This window comes from Streptomyces sp. NBC_00344, assembly GCF_036088315.1.
Taxonomy (GTDB): domain Bacteria; phylum Actinomycetota; class Actinomycetes; order Streptomycetales; family Streptomycetaceae; genus Streptomyces.
Window position 1 is genome coordinate 5,607,602 of record NZ_CP107996.1, and the last position, 23,503, is coordinate 5,631,104.

A 23,503-nucleotide genomic window follows, 5' to 3' on the forward strand; every position below is an offset into this window, starting at 1 on the left:
CGGGGGCCGGTTTTTTGCTTGTGGTCACCCGTCCGATCCTTTATAGTCATAGTGACCATTAAGGGGGCGGGCGTGAGTCTCGCGGATGTACTCGAACCGCTGCAGCAACCGCTGGTGACCGTTCTGGGCACCCCGGTGAGCTGGACCGAGGTGCTCGGCTTCGGCAGCGGCGCGCTCTGTGTGCTGCTCGTCGCCCGTCAGCACATCGCCAACTGGCCGATCGGCATCACCAACAACATCTTCTTCGTCGTGCTGTTCCTCCAGGCCGGCCTGTACGCCGATGCAGGTCTGCAGTTCGTCTTCATCGCCCTCGCCGGGTACGGCTGGTGGGCCTGGACCCACGGGGGTGGACCAGGCTCCGGGCTGCCGGTGCGGCGTACCGGCCGTACCGAGTGGACCCGGCTGCTCGCGGCGGGGGCGGTGGGGACTCTTGCGCTGTGGTCCCTCCTGGACCGGGCCACCGACTCCAGCGTTCCCTTCTGGGACGCGGTGACGACCGCGCTGTCGCTGACGGCGACGTATGGGCAGTGCAGGAAACTCATCGAGTCCTGGTGGCTGTGGATCGCCGCGGACCTGGTCTACATCCCGCTGTACGCCTGCAAGGACCTCTATCTGACCTCGCTGCTCTACGCAGGGTTTCTCGCCCTCTGCGCCGTCGGACTGCGTGACTGGCAGCGCGACGCGGCACGGCGGCAAGGGCGTACTGCCGGGGTGACGGTATGAGCAGATACGGCCATGGCCTGGTGCTGGGCAAGTTCTATCCGCCGCACGCGGGCCACCACCATCTCGTCAGGACGGCACTGGACCGCTGCGAGCGGCTGACCGTGCTTGTCTGCGCCGCGTCCGTCGAGTCGGTGCCCCTCGGGGACCGGGTGGCCTGGATGCGTGAAGTGCACCCGGGCGCAAGGGTGGTGGGCGCAGTCGACGACATCCCCATGGACATCGGCGACCCCGGCATATGGGACGCACACATGGCTGTCTTCCGCGGTGCGGTGCCCGCCCCGGTGGACGCCGTGTTCACCTCCGAGACATACGGCGACGAGCTGGCCCGCCGGTTCGGTGCCGCACATGTGCCGGTGGATCCGGGCCGGACGGCCTTCCCGGTGTCCGGAACCGCGGTGCGCCAGGACCCCGCCGGCCGCTGGGACTTCCTCGAACCGCCGGTACGTGCCGGACTCGCCCGCCGGGTGGTGGTGCTGGGCGCTGAGTCCACCGGCACCACCACGCTGGCCAGGGCACTCGCCGCGCACTACGCCGCACGTGGCGGGGTCTGGGCCAGGACCCGCTGTGTGCCGGAGTACGGAAGGGAGTTCAGCGAGCGGAAGCTGGCCCGGCTGCGTGCCGTGCGGCCCGACGCCACCTGGCGGGACGTCTCCTTCCGGGCCGACGACTTCCCGCTGATCGCGCGGCGGCAGACGGAGGCCGAGGAAGCCGCCGCCCGGACCGGTTCGCCCCTGCTGGTCTGCGACACCGATGCCTTCGCCACCACCGTCTGGTACGAGCGCTATCTGGGCGGCCGTGACGACCGGGTCGCCGCCATCGCCGCCCGGGGGCGCCGGCACCTCTGGCTGCTCACCGATCACCAGGGTGTGGACTTCGAGGACGACGGACTGCGCGACGGCGAACATCTGCGGCCCTGGATGACGGAACGGTTTCGGGCCGAACTCCAGCGCACAGGAAGGCGGTTCGTCATGCTCGGCGGCCCGCACGCGCAGCGGCTCAGCACCGCTGTCGCCGCGGTGGACGCGCTGCTGGCCCGGGGCTGGGACCTCGCGGACCCGTTGCCGGAGCGCCGGTGAACGGCCGGACGGAGGGGGAGTACGACCCGTACGCCTTCGAGCCGTTCGCCGTAACCGTCGACCTCGCGGTCTTCACCGTCAGGAACGGGGCCCTGCACGTCCTGCTGATCCGGCGCGGCGAGGATCCCCACCGCGGCGCCTGGGCGCTGCCGGGCGGATTCATCCTGCCGAGGGAGTCCGCCGAGGACGCGGCCAGGCGTGAACTCGCCGAGGAGACCGGGATTTCCGATACCACCGCGGCCGGGCTCCACCTGGAGCAGCTGCGCACCTACAGCGATCCGGACCGCGACCCGAGGATGCGGGTCGTCTCGGTCGCCTGGACCGCACTGGTCCCCGATCTGCCGGAACCGCAGGGTGGCGGCGACGCGGCCCACGCGCAGTGGATACCCGTCGACACCGAGCGGGAACTCGCCTTCGACCACACCCGGATCCTGACCGACGCCTACGAGCGGATCTGCGCCAAGATCGAGTACAGCTGTCTCGCCACCTCCTTCTGCCCGCCCCAGTTCACCCTCGGCGAGCTTCAGCAGGTCTACGAGACGGTCTGGAGCACCGCGCTCGACCGCCCCAACTTCCGCCGCAAGGTCCTCGCCACCCCGGGCTTCGTCGAGCCGGTGCCGGGCGCCGCGCGGCTGACCGGCGGCCGGGGGAAACCGGCCGCCCTCTACCGCGCGGGCCCCGCCACCGCGCTGCATCCCCCTCTGCTCCGCCCGGAAGGACGATCCGAATGAACACCATGAGCCGCCCCGCCGCGCACCGGCGGCAGGCCGCGACGGGTGCGCTGACCGGCCTCGCACTCGGGGACGCGCTCGGCTTCCCGACCGAGTTCAACGACGTCCCCTCGATCCTCGCCACGTGCGGTCCGTGGCGGGAGATGGGCCTGCCCCGGCCCGCCATCGTCACGGACGACACCCAGATGACGCTTGCCCTGAGCCGGGGTCTGCGGACCGCGACGGAGCGGGGGCCGCTGGACGCCGCCCGCATGACCCAGCCGGTGCGTGATGAGTTCGTGCGCTGGTACCACTCCCCGGAGAACAACCGCGCGCCGGGAAACACCTGCCTGACCGCCTGCGAACTGCTGGACAGCGACCGGCCCTGGCAGCAGGCGAGCCGGCTCGGCTCCAAGGGGTGCGGCGCCAATATGCGGGTCGCCCCCGTCGGGCTGGTGCCCGGCCTGAGCGAGGATCAGCGCGCGGGAGCGGCGCAGCTCCAGTCCGCCCTCACCCATGGCCACCCCACGGCGCTGGCCGCCAGTGATCTGACGGCCAGGGCGGTGTTCCTGCTGGCACAGGGAACGGAGCCGACCGGACTGGTGGGGCGGCTGCGGTCGTACGCCATCGAGAACCGCACCCGGTACCACGCGGGGTGGCTGGGGGACCTCTGGACGTACTCGCAGGACGCGACCCCGGAGGACTTCACGGCTCGCGGCTGGGACGACTGCCTTGCTGTCCTGGACCGGCTGGTGGACGCACTGCGTGCGCCCTCCCCCGAGACGGACCCGTGTCTGGCCACGGGGGACGGCTGGATCGCGGAAGAGGCCCTGGCCACCGCGCTGCTGTGCTTCCTGCTCTTCCCCGAGGAGCCGGTCACCGCGCTGCGCCGGGCGGCCTGCACCCGCGGCGACTCGGACTCCATCGCCTGCCTGGCCGGCGCGTTCGCCGGGGCTCATCTGGGGCCCGGAGCCTGGCCGGCCGAATGGGCCGGACGCATCGAGTACCGGAGCGAACTGCTGGCGTTCGGCACACTCTGGGACGCTTGAGCCATGACAGCACCGTTCGCCATCGGAACAGGCAGCCACGATCTGGCCTCAGTGGTCTCCGAACAGCCCGATCCGCTGCTCTTCGCGACGGTCTCCGGCGCGCACCTCTACGGATTTCCCTCCCGGGACTCCGATGTCGACATCAGGGGCGTCCATCTGCTGCCGGTGGAAGCCCTGGTGGGTCTGCGCGAGCCCGACGAGACCAGGTCGCGGATGTGGGACCTGGACGGTCTGGAGATGGATCTGGTCACCCACGATCTGCGGAAATTCGTCCGGCTGATGCTGCGCCGCAACGGCTATGTGCTGGAGCAGCTGCTCTCACCGCTGGTGGTGCACACCACGCAGGCGCACACGGAACTCGTCGCGCTGGCCCCCGGCGTACTCACCCGTCACCACGCCCACCACTACCGGGGGTTCGCCGGTACCCAGTGGCGGCTGTTCCTCAGGACCGGAGAGCTGAAGCCGCTGCTCTACACCTTCCGGGTGCTGCTCACCGGCATCCATCTGATGCGCAGCGGTGAGGTGCAGGCCGCTCTGCCCGCCCTGCTGGAAACCGTGGACGCGCCGGCCTATCTTCCTGAACTCATCGCGGCCAAGGCCGAGGCGGAGCACGGCCCCGCAGGCGGCCCCGGCCGCGACCGGGTGCGGGCGGACGTCGAGGCACTGCACGCGGTGCTGGACGAGGCGGAAGGCGCATCCCGGCTGCCCGGCGCGGCCTCAGCCCACGATGCGCTCCACGACTTCGTCGTACGGACCCGGCTGCACCGCTGATCTCCGGCGGACCCGGAAAAGGAAGTCCTCCACCCGCGCACGGTCGGGTTCCGGCGGGAGCATGGTGTGGACGGCCGCCTCGTCGCACTCCTCGCCGAGGCGCGCCATCCGCCGCTCGATCTCCGGCCACGGCACCTCGCCCCGTTTCACGGCGAGCAGCCGCTCCCGCTCGTCACCGGCGTCGATCACCAGCCGGCCGGTCCTCAGCAGATCGCGACAGCAGGCCATGAGACGCAGCAGATGCATCGCGTGCTTCCAGCGCGGCACACCGTGCTGCCGCACGTCGGCCGACAGCTTCTTGCGCTGGCCCATCGCGTAGCGCGTGAACGTGCGGTGGACGTCCCGGGAGAGAAACGCCTCGCGCAGCGACAGCAGCTCGTGGCCCGTCGCGTCGATGCGCTCCACCAACGGGGAGTGCAGACATTCCAGAATGTTGGGATTGGCCCGCAGGGCCAGCTCGCAGAATCGCTCCAGCTCCCAGGAGAACTGCTCGTCCGCCGGTCCTTCCACATGCGCCGGCGGCTTCTCGAAGCTCCAGTACAGCGGGGTCGGCGCGAGGAAGACCCCCCGGCGGTCGGTGTCACTGGAGCCGGTGGCGAGACCGAACGCACGCGACCCCATCACACAGGAGTAGACGGTGTGGTCGCGTACCAGCGCTTCAGGGGTGAGCCGCATGCGCCAGAGGCTACGCGAGAGCGGCCGGTGGGCCGCTCCGGTGCCGTGCCGTCCCGCAGGGCGGTCGCGGAGGCCACGGGTCCGTTCCGCTGACTACTCTGAACGGAGCAGCGCGGAGCGAGCAGCACAGATCAAGGAGCACGAAGTGGCGGTACGAGCGGTCCGGGGCGCGGTCCAGCTGGAGCGGGACGAGGCGGGACATCTGGAGGAGCAGGTCTGTGCACTGCTCACGGACATCCTCGAGCGCAACGAACTCACGTCGGACGACCTGATCAGCATCTGGTTCACCGCCACCCCCGACCTGCACAGTGCCTTTCCCGCAGCCGCGGCCCGCAAGCTCGGCATCGTCGACGTCCCGCTGATCTGTGCCCAGGAGCTCGACATCGCCGGGGCCATGCCGCGGGTCGTCAGGATCCTCGCGCACATCGAGAGCGAGCGGCCCAAGTCCTCGATCACCCATGTCTACCTCGGCGCGGCCGGGGCCCTGCGCAAGGACATCGCCCAGTGAGAACCGCAGTCGTCATCGGAACCGGTCTGGTGGGGACCTCCGCCGCGCTCGCCCTAGCCGGACGGGGGGTCGCGGTCCATCTCGTCGACCACGACGCGGGCCAGGCCAGGACCGCGGCCGCGCTCGGGGCGGGCACCGACGAACCGCTCGAAGGACGGGCCGACCTGGCAGTCGTCGCCGTGCCGCCGGCCCATGTCGCGAGCGCGCTCGCCGACGCCATGGGGCGCGGGATCGCCCGGGCCTACCTCGATGTCGCCAGTGTCAAGGGCGGTCCGCGGCGCGAACTGGAGGCCATGGGCTGCGACCTCGCGCCGTACATCGGCACGCACCCGATGGCGGGCAAGGAGCGCTCAGGTCCGCTTGCCGCCACCGCTGATCTCTTCGAGGGCCGGCCCTGGGTCCTCACTCCGACCCGGGAAACCGAGACCGAGGCGCTCAACCTGGCCCTCGAGCTGGTGGCGCTCTGCCGGGCCGTGCCGGTGGTGATGGACGCAGACGCGCACGACCGGGCTGTGGCGCTGGTCTCGCACACTCCGCAGCTGATCTCGTCCATGGTCGCCGCCCGCCTCGAGGAGGCGGACGAGACCGCCGTACGGCTGTGCGGCCAGGGCATCAGGGACGTCACCAGGATCGCCGCGTCGGACCCGCGGATGTGGATCGAGATCCTCTCGGCGAATCCGGGGCCCGTCGCGGACGTACTGGCCGGGATCGCCGACGACCTGGACGAGACGGTCCGGTCGCTCCGAGCGCTGCAGTCGTCCGACGAGGAGAAGCGGCGCACCGGCGCGGGCGGCATCGAGGACGTACTCAGGCGCGGCAACGCGGGCCGGGTGCGAGTGCCCGGCAAGCACGGTGCGGCGCCGGCCGTGTACGAGGTCGTGGCCGTCCTGATCGGCGACCGGCCGGGTGAACTGGCCCGGATCTTCGCGGACGCCGGACGGGCCGGGGTCAACATCGAGGACGTGCGCATCGAGCACGCGACAGGTCAGCAGGCCGGCCTGGTCCAGCTGATGGTCGAGCCGAGCACGGCTCCGGTGCTCGCGGCTTCGCTGCGGGAGCGGGGCTGGTCGCTGCGGCAGTGACGGGGGCGGAGCGGTGGTGGCGGAGGGCTGCGCCGGACGGCGTAACCGGGTGGTCGGCCCGGCCGGTAACCTTGAGCGGGGCGCATCGGCGTCCCGCCCATACAGCCCCGTGAAGCAGGAAGGTGTCCGTCACCGTGGAAACCGCCGCCCGGACCGCCCCGGCCGCAGTGATTGTCGCCATCGACGGCCCCTCCGGCACGGGCAAGTCCAGCACGTCGAAGGCGGTGGCAGCCAAGCTCGGCCTGAGCTACCTGGACACCGGCGCCCAGTACCGGGCGATCACCTGGTGGATGATCAGCAACGGGATCGATGTGCAGGACGCGGAGGCCGTCGCTACGGCGTCCGGCAAGCCCGCCATCGATTCGGGCACCGACCCGTCCGCCCCGACCATCACCGTCGACGGTGTCGACGCATCCGGGCCCATCCGCACCCAGGAGGTCACCTCCAAGGTCAGTGCGGTCAGCGCTGTCCCCGAGGTACGGGCCAGGATCACCGAGCTGCAGCGCAGCATCGCCGCCGCCGCGGACCGTGGCATCGTGGTCGAGGGGCGGGACATAGGTACCACCGTCCTGCCGGACGCCGACCTGAAGATCTTTCTCACCGCCTCACCCGAAGCCCGTGCGGCCCGCCGCAGCGGTGAGCTCAAGGGCAAGGAGGCCACCGATGTGGCCGCCACCAGGGACGCGCTGGTCAAGAGGGACGCGGCCGACTCCAGCCGGAAGACCTCCCCGCTCGCCAAGGCGGACGACGCGGTCGAGGTGGACACCACGGAACTGACCCTCCAGCAGGTCATCGAGTGCGTCGTCACCCTCGTCGAGGAGAAGCAGGCCGCCAAGTGACCGCACCCACGCTGCGGGGTGCCGCGGTCGGCCGGCGCATCGGCATCGGGCTGATGTACGGCCTCTGGAAGCCCCGCGTGCTCGGTGCCTGGCGGGTCCCGGCGAGCGGTCCGGTCATCCTGGCCGTCAACCACTCGCACAACATCGACGGGCCCATGGTGATGGGAACCGCGCCCCGGCCGGTGCACTTCCTGATCAAGAAGGAGGCGTTCACCGGCCCGCTCGACCCGTTCCTGCGAGGAATCGGACAGGTGAAGGTGGACCGTGCCATCGCCGACAGGTCAGCGGTCACCGACGCGCTCGGCGTGCTGGCCGCCGGTGGCGTACTCGGGATATTCCCCGAGGGCACCAGGGGTGAGGGCGATTTTGCCTCGCTCCGGGCGGGGCTCGCGTACTTCGCGGTGCGCGGCGGAGCACCGATCGTGCCCGTCGCGGTGCTGGGGAGCACCGAGTCCAGCGGCGGGCGGCTGGGCCGCATGGCACCCGCGGCGCGGGCTGCCCTGCCACCGCTGCGCAGCCGCATCGATGTCGTCTTCGGAGACGCCTTCGACGCGGGTGACGGCAGCGGACGGCGTACCCGCAAGGCGCTGGACGACGCCACCGTACGTATCCAGGAACGGCTGACCGCCCATCTGGAAAGGGCGAAGCGCCTCACCGGGCGCTGAGCGAGACTTGAGTAGTGGACCGCGCAACCGTGGTCCATCGATGATGAACGAGGAACGGACTTCATGAACGACCAGCACGACCACGGAGCACTTGGCGATGCCGAGTACGCGGAGTTCATGGAGCTCGCCGCGGAAGAGGGCTTCGACGTCGAAGACGTCGAGGGCGCCATCGAAGAGGCCTCGCACGGCCCCCTGCCCGTCCTCGCCGTCGTCGGCCGCCCGAATGTCGGCAAGTCGACACTGGTGAACCGCATCATCGGCCGTCGCGAGGCTGTGGTGCAGGACAAGCCGGGTGTCACCCGCGACCGGGTCACCTATGAGGCGGAGTGGGCCGGACGGCGGTTCAAGGTCGTCGACACCGGCGGCTGGGAGCAGGACGTGCTGGGCCTCGACGCCTCGGTCGCCGCCCAGGCCGAGTACGCGATCGAGGCCTCCGACGCGGTGGTCTTCGTCGTGGACTCGACGGTCGGTGCCACAGACACCGACGAGGCCGTCGTCAAGCTGCTGCGCCGGGCGGGCAAGCCCGTCGTGCTCTGCGCCAACAAGGTCGACGGCCAGAGCGGCGAGGCGGACGCCACCGCCCTCTGGTCGCTGGGTCTCGGCGAGCCGCACCCTGTCTCCTCGCTGCACGGGCGCGGCACCGGCGACATGCTGGACGCGGTACTCGAGGCGCTGCCCGAGGCGCCCGCCCAGACCTTCGGGAGCACGGTCGGGGGCCCGCGCAGGATCGCGCTCATCGGCCGGCCGAACGTCGGCAAGTCATCGCTGCTGAACAAGGTCGCGAACGAGGACCGGGTCGTCGTCAACGAGATGGCGGGCACCACCCGCGACCCGGTCGACGAGCTGATCAAGCTGGGCGGCATCGTCTGGAAGTTCATCGACACCGCGGGTATCCGCCGTCGTGTGCACCTCCAGGAGGGTGCCGACTACTACGCGTCGCTGCGTACCGCCGCCGCCGTGGAGAAGGCCGAGGTCGCCGTCGTCCTGATCGACGCGACGGAGTCCATCAGTGTGCAGGACCAGCGCATCGTCACCATGGCCGTCGAGGCCGGCCGGGCCATGGTCCTGGCGTTCAACAAGTGGGACAACCTCGACGAGGAGCGCAGGTACTACCTCGAGCGCGAGATCGAGACCGAGCTGGGCCAGGTCGCCTGGGCGCCGCGGGTCAACGTCTCCGCGCTCACCGGACGCCACATGGAGAAGCTGGTCCCGGCGATCCAGACCGCCATCGCGGGCTGGGAGACCCGGGTCCCGACCGGAAGGCTCAACGCCTTCCTCGGTGAGATCGTCGCCTCGCACCCGCACCCGGTCCGGGGTGGCAAGCAGCCGCGCATCCTCTTCGGGACCCAGGCCGGGACGATGCCGCCCCGGTTCGTGCTCTTCGCTTCGGGCTTCCTGGAGGCCGGATACCGGCGCTTCATCGAGCGCCGGCTGCGTGAGGAGTTCGGCTTCGACGGCACACCGATCCACATCTCGGTGCGGGTGCGCGAGAAGCGCGGACGCAAGAAGTAACTCAGGTGCCCCTGCGGGGGCCGGGCGGCAGCGCTGCCGGGACATGGTTCCCGGTGGGCTGCCGCTGCCAGAACCCGAGGTTCTCCGGCGGCCGGTGGCCGCTGCTGTGCTGACCACTGCCGTGCTGACCGCTCTGCGGGCCGGTGCCGTGCAGGCCGCTGCCGTGCGGGCCGATACCGAAGGGCGTGAATCCGTTGTTCTCCTCGTTGCTCCGGTCGCCGGGCAGCGTCCGGAAGGATCTGCGGTATTCGGAGCAGAGCGCGTCGTAGATCGGCGTGGCGGATCGGCTGCTGGTCGGGTCCTGCGACAGACGCATGCCGGGGATCGGATTCGGATACTGCTGGCGGCTCGGCTCGTAAGGGTGCACATAGGTGCAAACGACCGGACCGCTCGGGGGATGCGGTAAGGAGGGTAATGGTTTCTTCTACGCGAACATGCCGATAACCCCCGAAACCGCATATGGCAGGGGGGTATCGGCACAGAAGTGATCAGGTGCCGGCGAGCGGCAGGGCCGCAGCGACCAGCGCACCCTGCATCGCGGCCCGGTCCAGGGCGTCCCGGAGCAGGTCCTCGCGGCCCTGCTGGCCGATCGATCCCACCGGCGCCGCGTAGACGAGAACGGTGTGCGACTTGTTCGCCGCAGCCCGCCAGTCATCGGTGACATGAAGCGGCTGGTGTGCCTGCCACCAGGAGATGGGGCTGCCGCCGCCCGTACCGGGCTGCAGGATGGCGTGCAGCTGGCCCATGGCGAGCAGAACGGACCAGCCGGGCAGCGCTCCGGGCACCTGGTTCAGGTCGCCGATCCGCCGGAAGCCCTGCTCGGAGAGGAGCAGGAGGAACTCGTCGGTGGTCCCCGTGGAACCCGGCCGGACGACGGGCGCGGTCGGTTCGACGACGAGCGCGGGACGGAGTTCGCCCTCGATCAGCACCAGGCCGCTGGTGATGCCCAGCACCGCCTGCTCGGGACCGGCGGCGATCGGGGGCACCTGAGCGGTACCGGCCGCTCCGTCCGCGGTGATGTTCCGTACGGCGCCCTGGAGCTGTGTCTCGGACACCCTGACGACCTGCGAGGGGATGCAGGTGGCGTGGGCGAAGGCGAGCACGGCGGTTTCGTCACCGACGAAGAGCACGGTGCTGGTGCGTTCCTGCTCGGAGTCGCCGGGGGTCCGGCAGGAGGTGCAGTCGTAGCTGCCAGGGGCGTTGTCGCCGGCGAGCAGCAGGTCAGCTTCTTCGTCGCCGATCTCGGCACGTACGTCCTGGCTGACGTCGAGCATGCGCGGCACGGGTGGCTCCTCGAACTCGGTTCGTGCGCCGGGCAGTTCCCGGCTATCGAGAGAACAACGGGATACCGGGGGCCGGAGTCACGCGTATCGGCGAACGGAATCGGATACCAGCCGCCGGTCTGTCATGCGGCAGGCGCGCCGACAGGCCACGGCTCGGGCGCGTCCGACCGGGTGGCGTTCCATCCGTCCACCGCGCGGCGTGATCATCGGGTGGTACGACCCTGCCTAGCGTGGCCCGATGCCGACTCCCCGTATCAGGACCGCGGCCCTGATGGCCCTGCTGATCTCCCTGGCGCCCTCCGGCGCCCGGGCGGCATCACAGCCGCCCCCCGAAACCGTCAACGGCTCCGCCGTCCCCGCCGCCGTCACCGGCCGCAGCTGCGACAGAGGGCAAGGAGCCTGGGCGTGCATCGCCGAGTGCGAGAGCGGCGGCCGCTGGGATGCCAACACCGGCAATTCCTTCTACGGCGGGCTGCAGTTCCGGCAGTCCACCTGGAGGGCGTACGGCGGCCTCGCCTACGCCCCGCGCGCCGACCTGGCCACCCGCAGGGAGCAGATCGCCGTGGCCGAGAAGGTGCGCGACGACCAGGGCTGGCACGCCTGGCCCGCGTGTTCCAGGCAGTACCGCTTCAGCAGCAGGACGCACCGCGTCGTCGCGGGCGAGACCCTCAGCTCGATCGCCCGCAGGCATCACGTCAAGGGCGGCTGGCAAGCGCTCTACGAGGCCAACTCCGATGCGATCGGGCCCGATCCGGACCGGATCGCCATCGGCACCCGGCTCGTCGTGCGGGGTTCGGGGCACACCGCGCGACGGTGACCGCCCAAGCTCCGCCGCAGAGGTCACCCCGGGTACAGTCACTCACAGCAGTCACATAAGAAGCACGGGGGATGCGACGGCGACATGAAGATTTCATTCATACTTCACAACGCCTATGGCATAGGCGGCACGATCCGGACCACATTCACCCTGGCCGAGACCCTCGCCCAGCAGCACGACGTCGAGATCGTGTCGGTCTTCCGTCATCTGGACCGGCCGACGCTGGGCGCGCCCGTCGGCGTACGGATGCGTCACCTGGTGGATCTGCGGAAGAACAGCCAGGACTACGACGGCGGCCATCCGGAACACGCCATGCCCGCGGGGGTCTTCCCCCGCGGCGACAACCGGCACCGGCAGTACAGCCGCCTCACCGACACCCGGATCGCCCGGTATCTGAAGGATCCGGAAGCCGACGTCGTCATCGGCACCCGGCCCGGGCTCAATGTGCACATCGCCCGCCAGGTGCGGCGCGGCCCGCTGAGGATCGGCCAGGAACATCTGACACTGGACAGTCACAGCGGCCGGCTGCGCCGTGAGATCGGCCACCGGTACGGGCTGCTGGACGCGGTCACCACGGTTTCCGAGGCGGACGCGGAGGCGTACCGCAGCCGCCTGCGGCTCCCCGGGGTGCGTATCGAGGCCATTCCCAACAGCGTTCCCGAGCCCAGGCTCCCGGCATCCGACTCCACTGCCAAGTGGGTCATCGCCGCAGGACGGCTCACCGAGACCAAGCGGTTCGACCTGCTTTTACGCGCCTTCGCGCAGGTGGTGGCGGTACGCCCGGACTGGCGGCTGCGCATCTACGGCAGCGGCGACGCCAGCGGCGACGAGAAGGGCGCACTGCGCGCCCTCATCAACGAACTCGGCCTCTACAACAACGTGTTGCTGATGGGCCCGGCCAATCCCATGGAGCCCGAGTGGGTGAAGGGGTCGATCGCCGCGGTCACTTCACGCCTGGAGTCCTTCGGTATGTCCCTCGTGGAGGCGATGCGTTCAGGACTGACCGTTGTCTCCACCGACTGCCCGCACGGGCCCCGCGAGATCATCAGGGACGGTGTCGACGGCCGGCTTGTGCCGGTCGGTGACGCCGGGGCGGTCGCCGCCGCACTCCTCGGACTCGTCGAGAACGACGAACTGCGGCGCAGTATGGGACAGGCGGCGCGAAGGAACGCGGCCCGCTTCGACCCCGCCCTGATAGCCGCGCGTCATGAAGCCCTTTTCACCGAACTGGCCGCAGGGCGTGGGGGCGCACGACGGCACTCAGTCCTGCGGGACGGTCTCGGACGCGCCGGTGGCACGCTCCTCGGTACGTCCTATGCGCTGGGCAGCCGGATCGCCGGCGCGGTACGCACGGGGAGGGCTGCATGAGCACGGCAGGCGGGGAACCGCAACTGTGCGCCGACTGCACGGCCGACGCCGCCGGCGCCCTCACCTTCGAGCTCACCGGAGCCGAAGCCACCGCACTGGTACTGAAGCGGCGCGGCACCGGTGACCGGGTCACGCTCGACTTCACCGCGGTGGACGGGGGACGGCTGCGTTCCGTACTGAGCGCCGGCGCCGAGCTGCGCGAGGGCCGCTGGGACGCGTTCGCCGACTGCGGTGATTCCGGCCTGCGGCGCCTGGAACCCGGCCTGCGGGATCTGCGGGCGCTCGTCGACCGGGCGCCGCGGCCCGTGGCCGGAACGGTCGTGGCACGGGTCCCGTACCGGACCGCCGACGGAAAACTCGCACTCCGCTGCTGGTCGCGGTCGCCGCACGCCGAAGCGGGCGCGCTCACGGTCGAGGACGCCGCGCTCACCGTGCGGGGACAGCTGTACGGACCCCGGATCGGGCCGGGTGCGGTGGTCGAGGCCCGGCTGCGCGGCACCCCGGGGCGGCTGCACCGGGAGCCCGCGACGGACGAGGGGGGCGGCACCTTCCGCTGCCTCCTGCCGTACGGCCCGCTGGCCGGTGGCGGGCTCGACGGATCACAGCTCTGGGACCTGTGGCTGCTGCCCGACGGCGCGGACGGCGCGGAGATCCGAATCAGCAGAATCCTGGACGACATGGCCGACCGCAAGAGCGTCTTCGTCTATCCGGCCTCGCACTTCGGCGCCGGCGCCGAACCGGCGGTCAGAGCGGCGCCCTACTACACCGTCGACAACGACCTCAGCCTGCGGCTCGATCCGCAGGAGAGCTGACAGGGACTCCGCCGGTCCTTGCGGACCCATACTGTCCGCAAGGGCTGGCAGACTCGGCGGCATGGTGGACACCTCGGCAAGACTTCTGCGGCTGCTCTCGCTGCTGCAGGCACATCGCGAGTGGTCCGGCTCCGACCTCGCCGACCGGCTCGGGGTCACCGCGCGCACGGTGCGACGCGACGTCGACCGGCTGCGCGAGCTCGGCTATCCCGTCAACGCGAGCCCCGGCACCGGCGGCGGTTACCGGCTGGGAGCGGGGGCCGAGCTGCCGCCGCTGCTGCTCGACGACGACGAGGCCGTCGCGGTCGCCGTGGGCCTGCGAACCGCCGCGGGAAACGGTGTCGAAGGCATCGGTGAGAGCTCGGTGCGCGCCCTCGCCAAGCTCGAACAGGTGCTGCCGAGCCGGCTCCGCCGCCGTATCGGGGCTCTGAACGCTTTCACCGTGCCCATGCTGCGCGGCGCGGGCACCTCCACGGTCGAACCCGAGGTTCTCACCGAACTCGCCAACGTCTGCCGGGACACCCGGCAGCTGCGCTTCGACTATCGCGCCCACGACGGATCGGCCAGCCGCCGCACGGTCGAGCCGCACCGGCTGGTGTGCACCGAACACCGCTGGTATCTGGTCGCCCGGGACATCGCGCGCGACGACTGGCGCACCTTCCGGGCCGACCGGATCACGCCTGTCCTGCCGTACGGCCCGCGCTTCACCCCCCGTCCGCCGCCGGCCGACGACCTGGCCGCCTATGTGTCCAGCGGGGTCTCCACCAGGGTGTACGCGGCGCATGCCGTGGTCCGTCTGCTGGTGCCCATGGAGGAGGCGGCGGCGCGGGTGTCGCCTTCGGCCGGAGTGCTCGAAGCGGTCGACGGGGAGAGCTGTCTTCTGCGCACCGGGGCGGCGAGCCTCGACGCGATGGTGGTGCACGTGATGCTCATCGGACTGGAATTCGAGGTGATCGAACCGCAGGCGCTCGCCGATCACATCCGGGCGGCCAGGGACCGGCTGTCCCGGGCGCTGCGCTGAGCCGCCGGGCCCCGGATCGGGGCCCGTACCTGTGCCCGGCTGCGGACTCGGCGATGGCCGGCCGGACACGGCGGGTGCACGGGGGGATACGCAGGAACGCTATGGTGTCCAGCATGCGGGCGGTGCGGATTGTGTAGGGAACCCGTGAATTCGCGTGGTGTCGCCCACTGCTCCGCTGTTCCGCAGGGGCGTTATTCGACGCGTAATTCACGCCTTGCCTCCGTGGGTTTCGGAGAAGGAATTGGGCGGGGTCGCCGCACGGGTTGTTCACCGTGCGGTCCATTGCGGTTCTTCTTGTACGGAACACCCCATCGGGTGAAAATGATGAGGCCGAACAGTGTAGTGGTCCTGTGACAGAAGCGTGACGAGCGGCAGATCCGCGCATGCCGCGACGGGCTTCCGGGCCGGCCTTCCTCTCCCCGCCCGGGGAGCCTACGGTGGGTGCCATGTCATCCATTCCGGCCATTCCCGAACAGCCCGACGACGACCCCGACGCCTACCTGGGACTCACCGGCGCCCGCGCCGAGGAACTGGCCCGCGAGCGCGGCTGGTCCACGGTCAGGTCGCTGCCACCGGGCGCGGTCATCACCATGGAGTTTCTTCAGGGCCGGCTGAATTTCGAAGTCAAGGACGGCACGGTCACCCGCTGCTGGCTGGGCTGACACGGTGCGGTGAAGTAAGACGGCGCGGTGAAGGAAGAAGGCCCTGGCCCGGAAGTTTCCGTGGCCAGGGCCTTCTGGCGTCGCGGCCGGGCTGTGCGTGCCCACCCGGCGCCTTTGTGCGGCCCTCCCCGCTCGGATCAGCGGCCGGGGACGTGCGCCGGCCGGCCTAGGAGGAGCCGCCGGGTACCGGCCGGGCCTGACTGCTGCCTCTCGGGGAGCGGTCGGCGTGCGGTGGGCGACGGCTGACCACGGGGGTGCTCGGTGTGCGCTCCGAGCGCGGCGGGTGCGGTCGCTGCGGCTGGGGCGTCGTGTGATGCGAAACGGACCTGATGCCCGTCGCGCGCCCGCCGGCACCCACCGGCTCGAGGGCCGGGCTCTGCTCGTCGGCGCCCCCGGAGCGGGAGTCTCCCGGCGGGAACAGCGCGGACCGGACACCGACCGGGACGGGCACCGGGGGAGTGGTGGTCCCGCGGCCACGGCCGCGAAGCCGGTCCCGCAGGGCGAAGACGGCGGTTTCGGTACGACCGATCAGCGGCTCGCACCAGGGCAGGCCCAGCAGGATCAGCAGCCCGGCGGCCCAGCCGAGCAGCACGTCACTCAGCCAGTGCGTACCGAGGTAGACGGTGGTCGCCCCGACACCGAGAGCCAGCGCGGAGGAGCCGACCGACAGCCAGCGCCTGGCCGTCGGCGTGGTCGCCAGATAGGCCAGGATTCCCCAGGTCACCACAGCATTGGCGGTGTGTCCTGAAGGAAATATATCGCCGCCGGCGAAGAGCTCGGCGGAACCGATCTGGGTGGCGTAGTGCGGTCCGAGGCGGCCGAGGCCGAGTTTGACCGCGCCCACCGTGATGTTCAGCAGCAGCAGTGCGGCGCCCAGGGCGAGCAGCGGGCGCAGCGTGTGCTGACGCCATGAACGCCAGCCGAGCCAGGCCATGACCATGACCGCGGTGGGTCCGCGCTGGCCGAGGACCACGAAGTAGTCGAGGAAAGCATGCAGCTGCGGCCACTGCTGGTAAGGCCGGAACAGCATGACCTTCCAGTCCAGCTCCACGAGCCAGGACGTGGTCAGCACGGCCACAACGATGGCGAGATAGAACGCCAGCGTTGCACCGAGCAGGGCCACCCGGTGCCGGCTCATCCGCGGGATCTCCAGCTGCGGTGGCTCCGGCTCCCGGTCCAGGCGGGCAAAGATTCGGTCGATACGCACCCAATCGACGTTACAGCGAGTGAGTGTCGAGCCCGGCCGATTCGGTCTCTTTGTGATGACGATGTGATGTGGACTATGTCTCACGGAGCGACTTATTCCGACGCAATATCGAATAGCCGCCGAGGGCGGTCATCTTATGTGGGGCGGCTTCTTACGTCATTTTTATCAGGCATCCGGCAAAGAGTTTTTCCGGGGATTCAATCCGGATTTCCCCTGTCGTTCGCGTCGCCGGCCGGGCCTTTCAAGATCGACATGCGCCCCCCGCACCCGCGTGCGGCACGGCCTCGTTCTCCGTGGATGAGAGATGGGCCACATGACACGGGCGAGGTCTCGCGTAGTCTGGCGAGTCACTCGCCCGTCGACGCCGGGCCAGGTGGACGCAGCCGTCCACCGCGGGCCTGCCGAGCGCGAGAACCACAGTGGGAGGTACGTGCATGCCAGGGACGACGTCCATGACCGGCCGGCGCTCACGCGCCGTTGTCGCCGGCGGTGCCAACCGCTGGGTCGTCCTCGTCGTCCTCTGCGTCAGTCTCCTGCTGGTCGCGCTGGACGCGACCGTGCTGCATGTGGCTGTTCCCGCGGTCACCGAGGATCTGCGCCCCGGAGCCGTCCAGCTGCTCTGGATCGTCGATGCCTACCCACTGGTCTGCGCCTCGCTGCTGATCCTCTTCGGCACCCTGGGCGACCGGGTGGGGCGCCGCCGCATCCTGCTCATCGGTTACGCACTCTTCGGTCTCGCGTCGGCCGCCGCCGCCTTCGCGGCGGGCCCGGAGATACTGATCGGCGCCCGTGCGCTGCTCGGCATCGGCGGAGCGATGATCATGCCTGCCACCCTGTCGATACTCCGGGCGGTCTTTCCCGACCGCCGTGAGCGAGCGGTGGCCATAGGTGTCTGGACGGCGGTGGCCGCCGTCGGCGCCGCCATCGGGCCCGTGCTCGGCGGGTTCCTGGTCGAGAACTTCTGGTGGGGTTCGGTCTTCCTGATCAACGTTCCGCTGGTGGCCCTGCTGCTGCCGCTGGCCCGCTGGCTGCTGCCCGAGTCGAAGGGCGGCGCCGAAGGCCCGTGGGACGTCCTCGGAGCGCTGATGGCGGCGGCCGGGGTCCTCGGTGTGGTGTTCGGTGTGAAGCGGATCGGCGGTGGGGGGGCCCTGCTCGGTCCAGGGACGCTGGTCCCTCTGCTGGCGGGTGTTCTGCTGCTGGTGCTGTTCGTGCGACGGCAGCAGAGCCGGGCCAATCCGCTCATCGACATGCGGATGTTCTCCAGGCCCACTTTCACCACGGCTGTCGGCTGCATCGTCCTGGCGATGCTGGCACTGGTCGGCCTGGAGCTGATCGCGGTCCAGTATCTCCAACTGGTGCTGAATCTCAGCCCGCTCGCGACCGGCCTGCGGCTGCTTCCGCTCACCTTCGCCGCCATAACCGCCGGTGTCACCGGGTCCTGCACCCTGCGCCGGATCGGCCCGCGCCGGATGGTCAGTCATGGTTTCGCACTCACCGCGGCCGCCGTGCTCTGCCTGGTGAGGATGGGTGACCAGGACAGCCCCTTGCTGCTCACCGTCGCCTTCGTGCTGCTCGGTTTCGGCCTGCAGGCCACCCTCTTCGGGGCGTACGAGTCCATGCTCAGCGACGCACCGGCCGACCGGGCGGGCGGAGCGGCGGCGATAGGTGAAACCTCCTACCAGCTCGGTGCCGGCATGGGTATCGCCCTGCTCGGCAGCGTCATGAACGCGGCCTACGGGCCGGCCCTCGCCTCGGTGCCGGGTGTTCCCGCATCGGCGAGCGGCAAGGCGTCGAACTCGCTGGGCGAGGCGTATCAGGTGGCCGCCCGTCTCGGCGGTCCCGCCGGGGAGGCGTTGCGCGACGCGGCCCGCGGGGCGTTTGTGCACGGGCTGCATGTGACGCTTCTGGTCAGCGCGGGGCTGCTGCTGCTCGGCGCGCTGGCCGCGCTGCGGCTGCCGCGTGTGATGGACTGCGGCGCCTCCTCCGCGGAGCCGGCCGGCGAAGAGCCGGTCAAGGCGAGCGTTCCGCACCAGGCACAGGCGCAGCCGGTACCCCCCCTGATGCGGCGAGAGCCCGCCGAGGCGGCCGGGTCTGGACGCGCGCGACGCTGAGCCGTAACGTCTCCGGCACGCGTAACTAACACTGCTAGTTTTATCCGTGCGAGCCGCCGGAGGCCCCCCTCATGTCCTCATCCTCGAAGCTGCCGTCCTTCGATCCCGCCGATCCCCTCGGTCTGGACGACCTCCTCGGTGACGACGATCTCGCGATCCGCGGCACCGTCCGCTCCTGGGCGGCTGACCGCGTCCTGCCGCACATCGCCGAGTGGTACGAGAAGGGCGAGCTGCCGGGCATCCGTGAGCTCGCCAGGGAACTGGGCGCGCTCGGCGCCCTCGGCATGTCACTCCAGGGCTACGGCTGCGCGGGCGCCAGCTCGGTCCAGTACGGGCTCGCCTGCCTGGAGCTCGAGGCCGCCGACTCCGGTATCCGCTCACTGGTCTCCGTACAGGGATCCCTCGCGATGTACGCGATCCACCGCTTCGGTTCCGAGGAGCAGAAGCAGCGGTGGCTGCCCGGTATGGCGGCAGGCGAGATCATCGGCTGCTTCGGTCTCACCGAGCCCGACCACGGTTCCGACCCCGCGGGCATGCGGACGCATGCCAAGCGCAGCGGTGACGACTGGGTGCTCAACGGTCGCAAGATGTGGATCACCAATGGCTCGGTGTCGGGTGTCGCCGTTGTCTGGGCACAGACCGACGACGGCATCCGCGGTTTCGTCGTGCCCACCGACACCCCGGGCTTCTCGGCCCCGGAGATCAAGCACAAGTGGTCGTTGCGCGCCTCGGTGACCAGTGAGCTGATCCTCGACGAGGTGCGGCTGCCCGGCGATGCGGTACTGCCCGATGTCACCGGGCTCAAGGGCCCCCTCAGCTGTCTGAGCCATGCCCGCTACGGGATCGTCTGGGGAGCGATGGGTGCCGCGCGCTCCAGCTTCGAGGCCGCCGTCGAGTACTCGAAGACGCGTGAACAGTTCGGCAGGCCGATCGGCGGCTTCCAGCTCACCCAGGCCAAGCTCGCCGACATGGCGGTGGAACTCCACAAGGGCATCCTGCTCGCGCACCATCTCGGGCGCCGGCTCGATGCGGGAAGGCTCAGGCCCGAGCAGGTCAGCTTCGGGAAGCTGAACAACGTACGGGAGGCGATCGAGATCTGCCGTACGTCCCGCACGATCCTCGGCGCGAACGGGATCTCGCTGGAGTACCCGGTGATGCGGCACGCCACCAACCTGGAGTCCGTGCTCACCTATGAGGGCACGGTCGAGATGCACCAGCTGGTGCTGGGCAAGGCGCTCACCGGTCTCGATGCGTTCCGGTAGGCCGGGGCCGACCGGCGAGCGCCCTGCTCAGCTCTGGTTGAAGAAGCCGCCCTCGTTCGGGCGGCCGGCGGCCTCGCCGCTGACGATCTGAGTGTCGGAGGGGGTCAGCAGAAAGACCCGGGTCGCCACGCGGTCGATGGAACCGCGCAGGCCGAAGATCAGCCCGGCGGCGAAGTCCACCACCCGCTTGGCGTCGGCCGGCTCCATGGCGGTGAGGTTCACGATCACCGGGACCCCGTCGCGGAACATCTCACCGATGCCGCGGGCGTCCCGGAAGCTGTCGGGTGTGATCGTGGCGATCCGGCGGCTCTGTTCCTGCGCCGCCTCGGCCGCCACGCGGACCCGCGGGTCGGTCACCCATGCCTCGGAGGGGGCAGGCGCCCCCGCCCCCTCCGCGTACTCGTCGTCGTAGTAGCGGTCGTCGTCGTTGTCCTCGACAAGTCCCAGCCAGGCACTCGCCTTGCGTACCGATCCCATGGACGCCTCCTTTCGCCGCGGTTCGTCTGCGTTCCGCCTCCCTATGGTCGTCCATGAAGCGGATCGTGCGCCAAGTGGATAGTCGGCGCGTAGGGGATTCGTGACGCTACTGGTGCAGAACTTGTGGCGATTCGTCAGGAATCTTCCTACGGACGACTGCTGACAGGATGAAAATAAGATTTCTCGGGCCGTATGGGTGAGGGAGGGGTCGTCCGGGTGAAAGGGCCCTCGATACGATGCGTGGCACCCGGTCGCCCCATCGGCCGGGCATCGCTGGACGAGGCTCGGGGGAGCGCCGTGTTCGGAATCATCAGGCCCTGTACGCACCGGCTCTCCGACGGGCTGAGGATGGACTGGATGGCCCATCTCTGCGGCCTCTGCCTGGCGCTGCGCACCGAGCACGGCCAGTTCGCCCGCGTCGTCACCAACTACGACGGCCTGATCGTCTCGGTCCTGACGGACGCTCAGGCCCCGCACTCCCCGGACCTCAGACGCACTGCCGGTCCCTGCCCGCTGCGCGCGATGCGCACCGCGCCGGTGGCCCGTGGGGAGGGAGCACGTCTCGCCGCCGCAGTCTCCCTGGTGCTCGCCTCGGCAAAGATGCGTGACCATGTCGCCGACCGGGACGGCCTGCTCGCCCGCAGGCCGGTGGCGGCAGCGGCCCGCAGGATCGCCGCGCGCTGGGACCGGGCCGGTGCACGCACCGGCGCCGAACTGGGGTTCGACACCGCGCTCCTGGTCGAGTCCGTGGACCGGCAGGCGGGAATCGAGGCGCTGGCCGGTCCGGGTACACCGCTGCTCGCCGTCACCGAGCCCACCGAGACCGCGACGGCCGCGGCGTTCGCGCACACCGCCGTCCTCGCCGGCCGGCCGCGGAACGTGGCACCGCTCACCGAGGCGGGCCGGCTCTTCGGCAGGCTCGCGCATCTGCTGGACGCGGTGGAGGACCAGGAAGCCGACGCCGCGGCAGGGGCCTGGAACCCCCTGACAGCCACCGGCACACCCGGCACCGAGGCGCGCCGGCTGTGCGACGACGCGCTGCACGGCATCCGACTGGCGCTGCGGGATGCCGAGTTCAATGACCGCAGGCTGGTGCATGTGCTGCTCGCCCATGAACTCGAGCGCTCGGTGGAGCGGGCCTTCGGCGCGAGCTGCGCGCACGGTGCCCCGGGGCCGCTCCCGGGCGTCGACCCGGTGCCGCCGGGGCATGACGAACGGGGCCGGTCCGACGACCACGGCCGGCCCGCGAAGCGTGGGTTCCTCGCCGGCTGCGCGGTCGCCACCGGACTCTGCTGCACCTGCCAGCTCTGCTGTTCCTCCGAGTTCGAGGGCCCCTGGTCACGCAGGAAGCGCGAGGGCTGCTGCACCAACTGCGACGGGTGCGACTGTTCCGACTGCGGTGGGTGCGACTGCGGGGGATGCGACTGCGACTGCTGCTGCCCCTGCGACGGCTGCTGACAGGTGACGTGAAGCTGCACTGGACAGGATGAACCGGATGGAACGGGCCATGAGGGGAGGGGTGTGGTGCTGTACGGGTGAAGGCGCGGAAGCGCGAGAAGCGCGGGCGCCGGAAGGCACCGGGAGGACGCGTGTCGAGAACGCGCGGCGGGTCAGCTCAACAGGATGAGGACCACACTCGACCGAAGTCGATGTGGGAGCGTGTGACCAGCCACTGCTGCGGATGCATGGCGCAAGTGGAACAGGCATCCGTTACCCCGTCAACTGCCGCCGTCCACAACGCCCACAGTGTGGACACGTTTGACATTCCGCGGAACGGGCGCCGTAGTCTCGGAAGCGGACCGTGCTGAGGGGCTGAGTCCGCGCTGTACTCCCGTGAAGGCAACACCGTGTTCGATCTGTGCATCCACGGAGCCTTCCCATGTCCTCTCAGCCGAGTACCCGCCCGAGACCAACCGCAGTGCCCGCCGGGCGCGCAGCGGTCCACGCAGTGCCGAGCGCCCGGTGAACGCCACCGTGGTGGTCGTCGGCGCCGGTCCGCGGGGCACCGGTTTCCTGGAACGGCTGGTGGCCAACGCCCCTTCGCTGTACGGGGACCGGCCGTTGGACGTCCACCTGGTGGACCCGTTCCCTCCGGGCGGCGGCCGCATCTGGCGTCAGGAGCAGTCCCCGCTGCTGTGGATGAACTCCATGGCGGAGGACGTCACGATGTTCACCGACGAGTCCGCGGCGCCGCTGGACGGTCCGGTGCGGCCCGGCCCGGCTTTCGCCGAGTGGGCCGGAGCGGACCCGCGGTCCTTTCCCAGCAGACCGGCCCTGGGAGCGTATCTGGGCTCGGTCTGCCGGGAGGCGGTGGCGGCGCTGCCGCCGGGCGCCACCGTGCGGGAGCACCGGACGCGGGCACTGCGCATCAGCGGTTCGGCGGACGGCCACCAGCAGGTGTTCCTCGAAGGGCGCGGCGAACCGCTGGTGGCCGATGCGGTCGTACTGACCATCGGCCATCTCGACGCCGAACCAGGCTGGGAGCAGCCGGAGTTGACCGGTTTCGCCAAGCGTCACGGGCTGGTGCGTCTGCCGCCGGAATTCACCGCGGACGCCGATCTGTCCCCGCTCCGGGCGGGTGAACCGGTCATAGTCCGGGGCTTCGGACTGGCCTTCGTCGATCTGATGGTGCTGCTGACGAAGGGCCGTGGCGGCCGTTACGGCCCATCCGGCGCATACCAGCCATCCGGCCGGGAACCGCTGCTGCACGTCGGTCCCGGCGCGGTGTCCCCCACCACTCCAAGATCGGGTACGACTGGCAGGGCGAACTCCCGCCGCTGCCACGCTTCTTCGGGCCTGCCGAGGCCGACGCGCTGCCGCGCCCGCCGGAGCGGGCCGCGCGCACGCCGCCGCGTCTTCGGCCCGGCCGGAGC

Annotated in this window: 23 protein-coding genes and 1 pseudogene; 19 read left to right on the top strand and 5 right to left on the bottom strand. The window is 70.5% G+C overall.

The window, feature by feature from the left end; genetic code table 11:
- Positions 1-72: 72 nt before the first annotated feature.
- Genes pnuC through OHS16_RS25355 form a run of 5 tightly spaced genes read left to right on the top strand, consistent with a single transcriptional unit; the run spans position 73 to position 4,329 of the window.
- On the top strand, positions 73-723 hold the full coding sequence (gene pnuC / locus OHS16_RS25335) for a nicotinamide riboside transporter PnuC (RefSeq protein ID WP_328539548.1): 651 nt from the start codon (positions 73-75) through the stop codon (positions 721-723).
- Positions 720-1,799 (top strand): AAA family ATPase, encoded by a 1,080-nt coding sequence (locus OHS16_RS25340; protein ID WP_328539549.1) that lies wholly within the window; start codon positions 720-722, stop codon positions 1,797-1,799. Before pnuC ends, OHS16_RS25340 begins: the two co-directional genes overlap by 4 nt.
- The gene (locus OHS16_RS25345) at positions 1,796-2,530 is read left to right on the top strand and encodes an NUDIX hydrolase (RefSeq protein ID WP_328539550.1); all 735 of its coding nucleotides are present in this window, start codon (positions 1,796-1,798) and stop codon (positions 2,528-2,530) included. Before OHS16_RS25340 ends, OHS16_RS25345 begins: the two co-directional genes overlap by 4 nt.
- A gap of 5 nt (positions 2,531-2,535) precedes the next feature.
- On the top strand, positions 2,536-3,558 hold the full coding sequence (locus tag OHS16_RS25350) for an ADP-ribosylglycohydrolase family protein (RefSeq protein WP_328540982.1): 1,023 nt from the start codon (positions 2,536-2,538) through the stop codon (positions 3,556-3,558).
- Positions 3,559-3,561: 3 nt separating this feature from the next.
- Complete coding sequence (locus OHS16_RS25355; protein ID WP_328539551.1) at positions 3,562-4,329, top strand: nucleotidyltransferase domain-containing protein; 768 nt, start codon at positions 3,562-3,564, stop codon at positions 4,327-4,329.
- On the opposite strand, the gene OHS16_RS25360 is transcribed toward OHS16_RS25355, so the two are convergent.
- Positions 4,276-5,004, bottom strand: coding sequence for a nucleotidyltransferase domain-containing protein (locus OHS16_RS25360; protein WP_328539552.1), 729 nt, complete (start codon positions 5,002-5,004; stop codon positions 4,276-4,278). The two genes, OHS16_RS25355 and OHS16_RS25360, sit on opposite strands and share 54 nt — an antisense overlap.
- A 145-nt stretch (positions 5,005-5,149) precedes the next feature.
- On the opposite strand from OHS16_RS25360, the gene aroH reads away from it, so the two are divergent.
- From aroH to der, 5 genes are all read left to right on the top strand, one after another.
- A complete protein-coding gene (gene aroH, locus OHS16_RS25365) occupies positions 5,150-5,512 on the top strand; it encodes a chorismate mutase (RefSeq protein ID WP_328539553.1) in 363 nt (120 codons plus the stop codon).
- Positions 5,509-6,594, top strand: a complete 1,086-nt coding sequence (locus tag OHS16_RS25370; protein ID WP_328539554.1) for a prephenate dehydrogenase — start codon at positions 5,509-5,511, stop codon at positions 6,592-6,594. The genes aroH and OHS16_RS25370 overlap by 4 nt, the downstream gene beginning before the upstream one ends.
- A 122-nt stretch (positions 6,595-6,716) precedes the next feature.
- A complete protein-coding gene (cmk, locus tag OHS16_RS25375; RefSeq protein ID WP_328539555.1) occupies positions 6,717-7,433 on the top strand; it encodes a (d)CMP kinase in 717 nt (238 codons plus the stop codon).
- Positions 7,391-8,098 (top strand): lysophospholipid acyltransferase family protein, encoded by a 708-nt coding sequence (locus OHS16_RS25380; RefSeq protein ID WP_328539556.1) that lies wholly within the window; start codon positions 7,391-7,393, stop codon positions 8,096-8,098. Before cmk ends, OHS16_RS25380 begins: the two co-directional genes overlap by 43 nt.
- A gap of 63 nt (positions 8,099-8,161) precedes the next feature.
- Positions 8,162-9,610 (top strand): ribosome biogenesis GTPase Der, encoded by a 1,449-nt coding sequence (der, locus tag OHS16_RS25385; RefSeq protein WP_328539557.1) that lies wholly within the window; start codon positions 8,162-8,164, stop codon positions 9,608-9,610.
- A gap of 1 nt (position 9,611) precedes the next feature.
- Here der and OHS16_RS25390 read toward each other — a convergent pair whose 3' ends face one another.
- Together OHS16_RS25390 and OHS16_RS25395 are read right to left on the bottom strand one after the other, a co-directional pair.
- The gene (locus OHS16_RS25390; RefSeq protein ID WP_328539558.1) at positions 9,612-9,926 is read right to left on the bottom strand and encodes a hypothetical protein; all 315 of its coding nucleotides are present in this window, start codon (positions 9,924-9,926) and stop codon (positions 9,612-9,614) included.
- 172 nt (positions 9,927-10,098) lie between these two features.
- Complete coding sequence (locus tag OHS16_RS25395) at positions 10,099-10,893, bottom strand: hypothetical protein (RefSeq protein ID WP_328539559.1); 795 nt, start codon at positions 10,891-10,893, stop codon at positions 10,099-10,101.
- 238 nt (positions 10,894-11,131) lie between these two features.
- Here OHS16_RS25395 and OHS16_RS25400 point away from each other — a divergent pair, with 238 nt between their 5' ends.
- From OHS16_RS25400 to OHS16_RS25420, 5 genes are all read left to right on the top strand, one after another.
- Positions 11,132-11,710 (top strand): LysM peptidoglycan-binding domain-containing protein, encoded by a 579-nt coding sequence (locus OHS16_RS25400; RefSeq protein ID WP_328539560.1) that lies wholly within the window; start codon positions 11,132-11,134, stop codon positions 11,708-11,710.
- A gap of 84 nt (positions 11,711-11,794) precedes the next feature.
- Positions 11,795-13,078, top strand: a complete 1,284-nt coding sequence (locus OHS16_RS25405) for a glycosyltransferase family 4 protein (protein WP_328539561.1) — start codon at positions 11,795-11,797, stop codon at positions 13,076-13,078.
- Positions 13,075-13,890: a transferase gene (locus tag OHS16_RS25410; protein WP_328539562.1), complete on the top strand. Its 816-nt coding sequence runs from the start codon at positions 13,075-13,077 to the stop codon at positions 13,888-13,890. The genes OHS16_RS25405 and OHS16_RS25410 overlap by 4 nt, the downstream gene beginning before the upstream one ends.
- Positions 13,891-13,951: 61 nt before the next feature.
- Entirely contained in the window at positions 13,952-14,911 is a 960-nt protein-coding gene (locus OHS16_RS25415) for a helix-turn-helix transcriptional regulator (RefSeq protein ID WP_328539563.1), read from the top strand.
- Positions 14,912-15,357: 446 nt separating this feature from the next.
- Positions 15,358-15,573 (top strand): I78 family peptidase inhibitor, encoded by a 216-nt coding sequence (locus OHS16_RS25420; RefSeq protein ID WP_328539564.1) that lies wholly within the window; start codon positions 15,358-15,360, stop codon positions 15,571-15,573.
- Between the two features lie 166 nt (positions 15,574-15,739).
- Here the strand turns inward: OHS16_RS25420 and OHS16_RS25425 are convergent, their stop codons facing one another.
- Entirely contained in the window at positions 15,740-16,780 is a 1,041-nt protein-coding gene (locus tag OHS16_RS25425) for a phosphatase PAP2 family protein (RefSeq protein WP_328539565.1), read from the bottom strand.
- Between the two features lie 434 nt (positions 16,781-17,214).
- Here OHS16_RS25425 and OHS16_RS25430 point away from each other — a divergent pair, with 434 nt between their 5' ends.
- Complete coding sequence (locus tag OHS16_RS25430) at positions 17,215-18,891, top strand: MFS transporter (RefSeq protein WP_328539566.1); 1,677 nt, start codon at positions 17,215-17,217, stop codon at positions 18,889-18,891.
- 71 nt (positions 18,892-18,962) lie between these two features.
- Complete coding sequence (locus OHS16_RS25435; protein WP_328539567.1) at positions 18,963-20,153, top strand: acyl-CoA dehydrogenase family protein; 1,191 nt, start codon at positions 18,963-18,965, stop codon at positions 20,151-20,153.
- A gap of 27 nt (positions 20,154-20,180) precedes the next feature.
- Here OHS16_RS25435 and OHS16_RS25440 read toward each other — a convergent pair whose 3' ends face one another.
- Entirely contained in the window at positions 20,181-20,630 is a 450-nt protein-coding gene (locus OHS16_RS25440; RefSeq protein WP_328539568.1) for a cell division protein SepF, read from the bottom strand.
- 297 nt (positions 20,631-20,927) lie between these two features.
- Here OHS16_RS25440 and OHS16_RS25445 point away from each other — a divergent pair, with 297 nt between their 5' ends.
- Both OHS16_RS25445 and OHS16_RS25450 read left to right on the top strand, forming a co-directional pair.
- Positions 20,928-22,088 (top strand): DUF5685 family protein, encoded by a 1,161-nt coding sequence (locus OHS16_RS25445; protein WP_328539569.1) that lies wholly within the window; start codon positions 20,928-20,930, stop codon positions 22,086-22,088.
- Positions 22,089-22,592: 504 nt separating this feature from the next.
- Positions 22,593-23,458: pseudogene (locus tag OHS16_RS25450) on the top strand (FAD/NAD(P)-binding protein); the annotation flags it as partial.
- Between the last annotated feature and the right edge of the window lie 45 nt (positions 23,459-23,503).

Coding starts and splice junctions, on each gene's coding strand:
- OHS16_RS25355 (WP_328539551.1), top strand. CDS start 3,562: ATGACAGCACCGTTCGCCATCGGAACAGGCAGCCACGATCTGGCCTCA.
- OHS16_RS25400 (WP_328539560.1), top strand. CDS start 11,132: ATGCCGACTCCCCGTATCAGGACCGCGGCCCTGATGGCCCTGCTGATC.
- OHS16_RS25435 (WP_328539567.1), top strand. CDS start 18,963: ATGTCCTCATCCTCGAAGCTGCCGTCCTTCGATCCCGCCGATCCCCTC.
- OHS16_RS25420 (WP_328539564.1), top strand. CDS start 15,358: ATGTCATCCATTCCGGCCATTCCCGAACAGCCCGACGACGACCCCGAC.
- der (WP_328539557.1), top strand. CDS start 8,162: ATGAACGACCAGCACGACCACGGAGCACTTGGCGATGCCGAGTACGCG.
- OHS16_RS25350 (WP_328540982.1), top strand. CDS start 2,536: ATGAGCCGCCCCGCCGCGCACCGGCGGCAGGCCGCGACGGGTGCGCTG.
- OHS16_RS25410 (WP_328539562.1), top strand. CDS start 13,075: ATGAGCACGGCAGGCGGGGAACCGCAACTGTGCGCCGACTGCACGGCC.
- OHS16_RS25415 (WP_328539563.1), top strand. CDS start 13,952: ATGGTGGACACCTCGGCAAGACTTCTGCGGCTGCTCTCGCTGCTGCAG.
- OHS16_RS25440 (WP_328539568.1), bottom strand. CDS start 20,630: ATGGGATCGGTACGCAAGGCGAGTGCCTGGCTGGGACTTGTCGAGGAC.
- OHS16_RS25430 (WP_328539566.1), top strand. CDS start 17,215: ATGCCAGGGACGACGTCCATGACCGGCCGGCGCTCACGCGCCGTTGTC.
- OHS16_RS25390 (WP_328539558.1), bottom strand. CDS start 9,926: ATGCGTCTGTCGCAGGACCCGACCAGCAGCCGATCCGCCACGCCGATC.
- OHS16_RS25340 (WP_328539549.1), top strand. CDS start 720: ATGAGCAGATACGGCCATGGCCTGGTGCTGGGCAAGTTCTATCCGCCG.
- OHS16_RS25360 (WP_328539552.1), bottom strand. CDS start 5,004: ATGCGGCTCACCCCTGAAGCGCTGGTACGCGACCACACCGTCTACTCC.
- OHS16_RS25405 (WP_328539561.1), top strand. CDS start 11,795: ATGAAGATTTCATTCATACTTCACAACGCCTATGGCATAGGCGGCACG.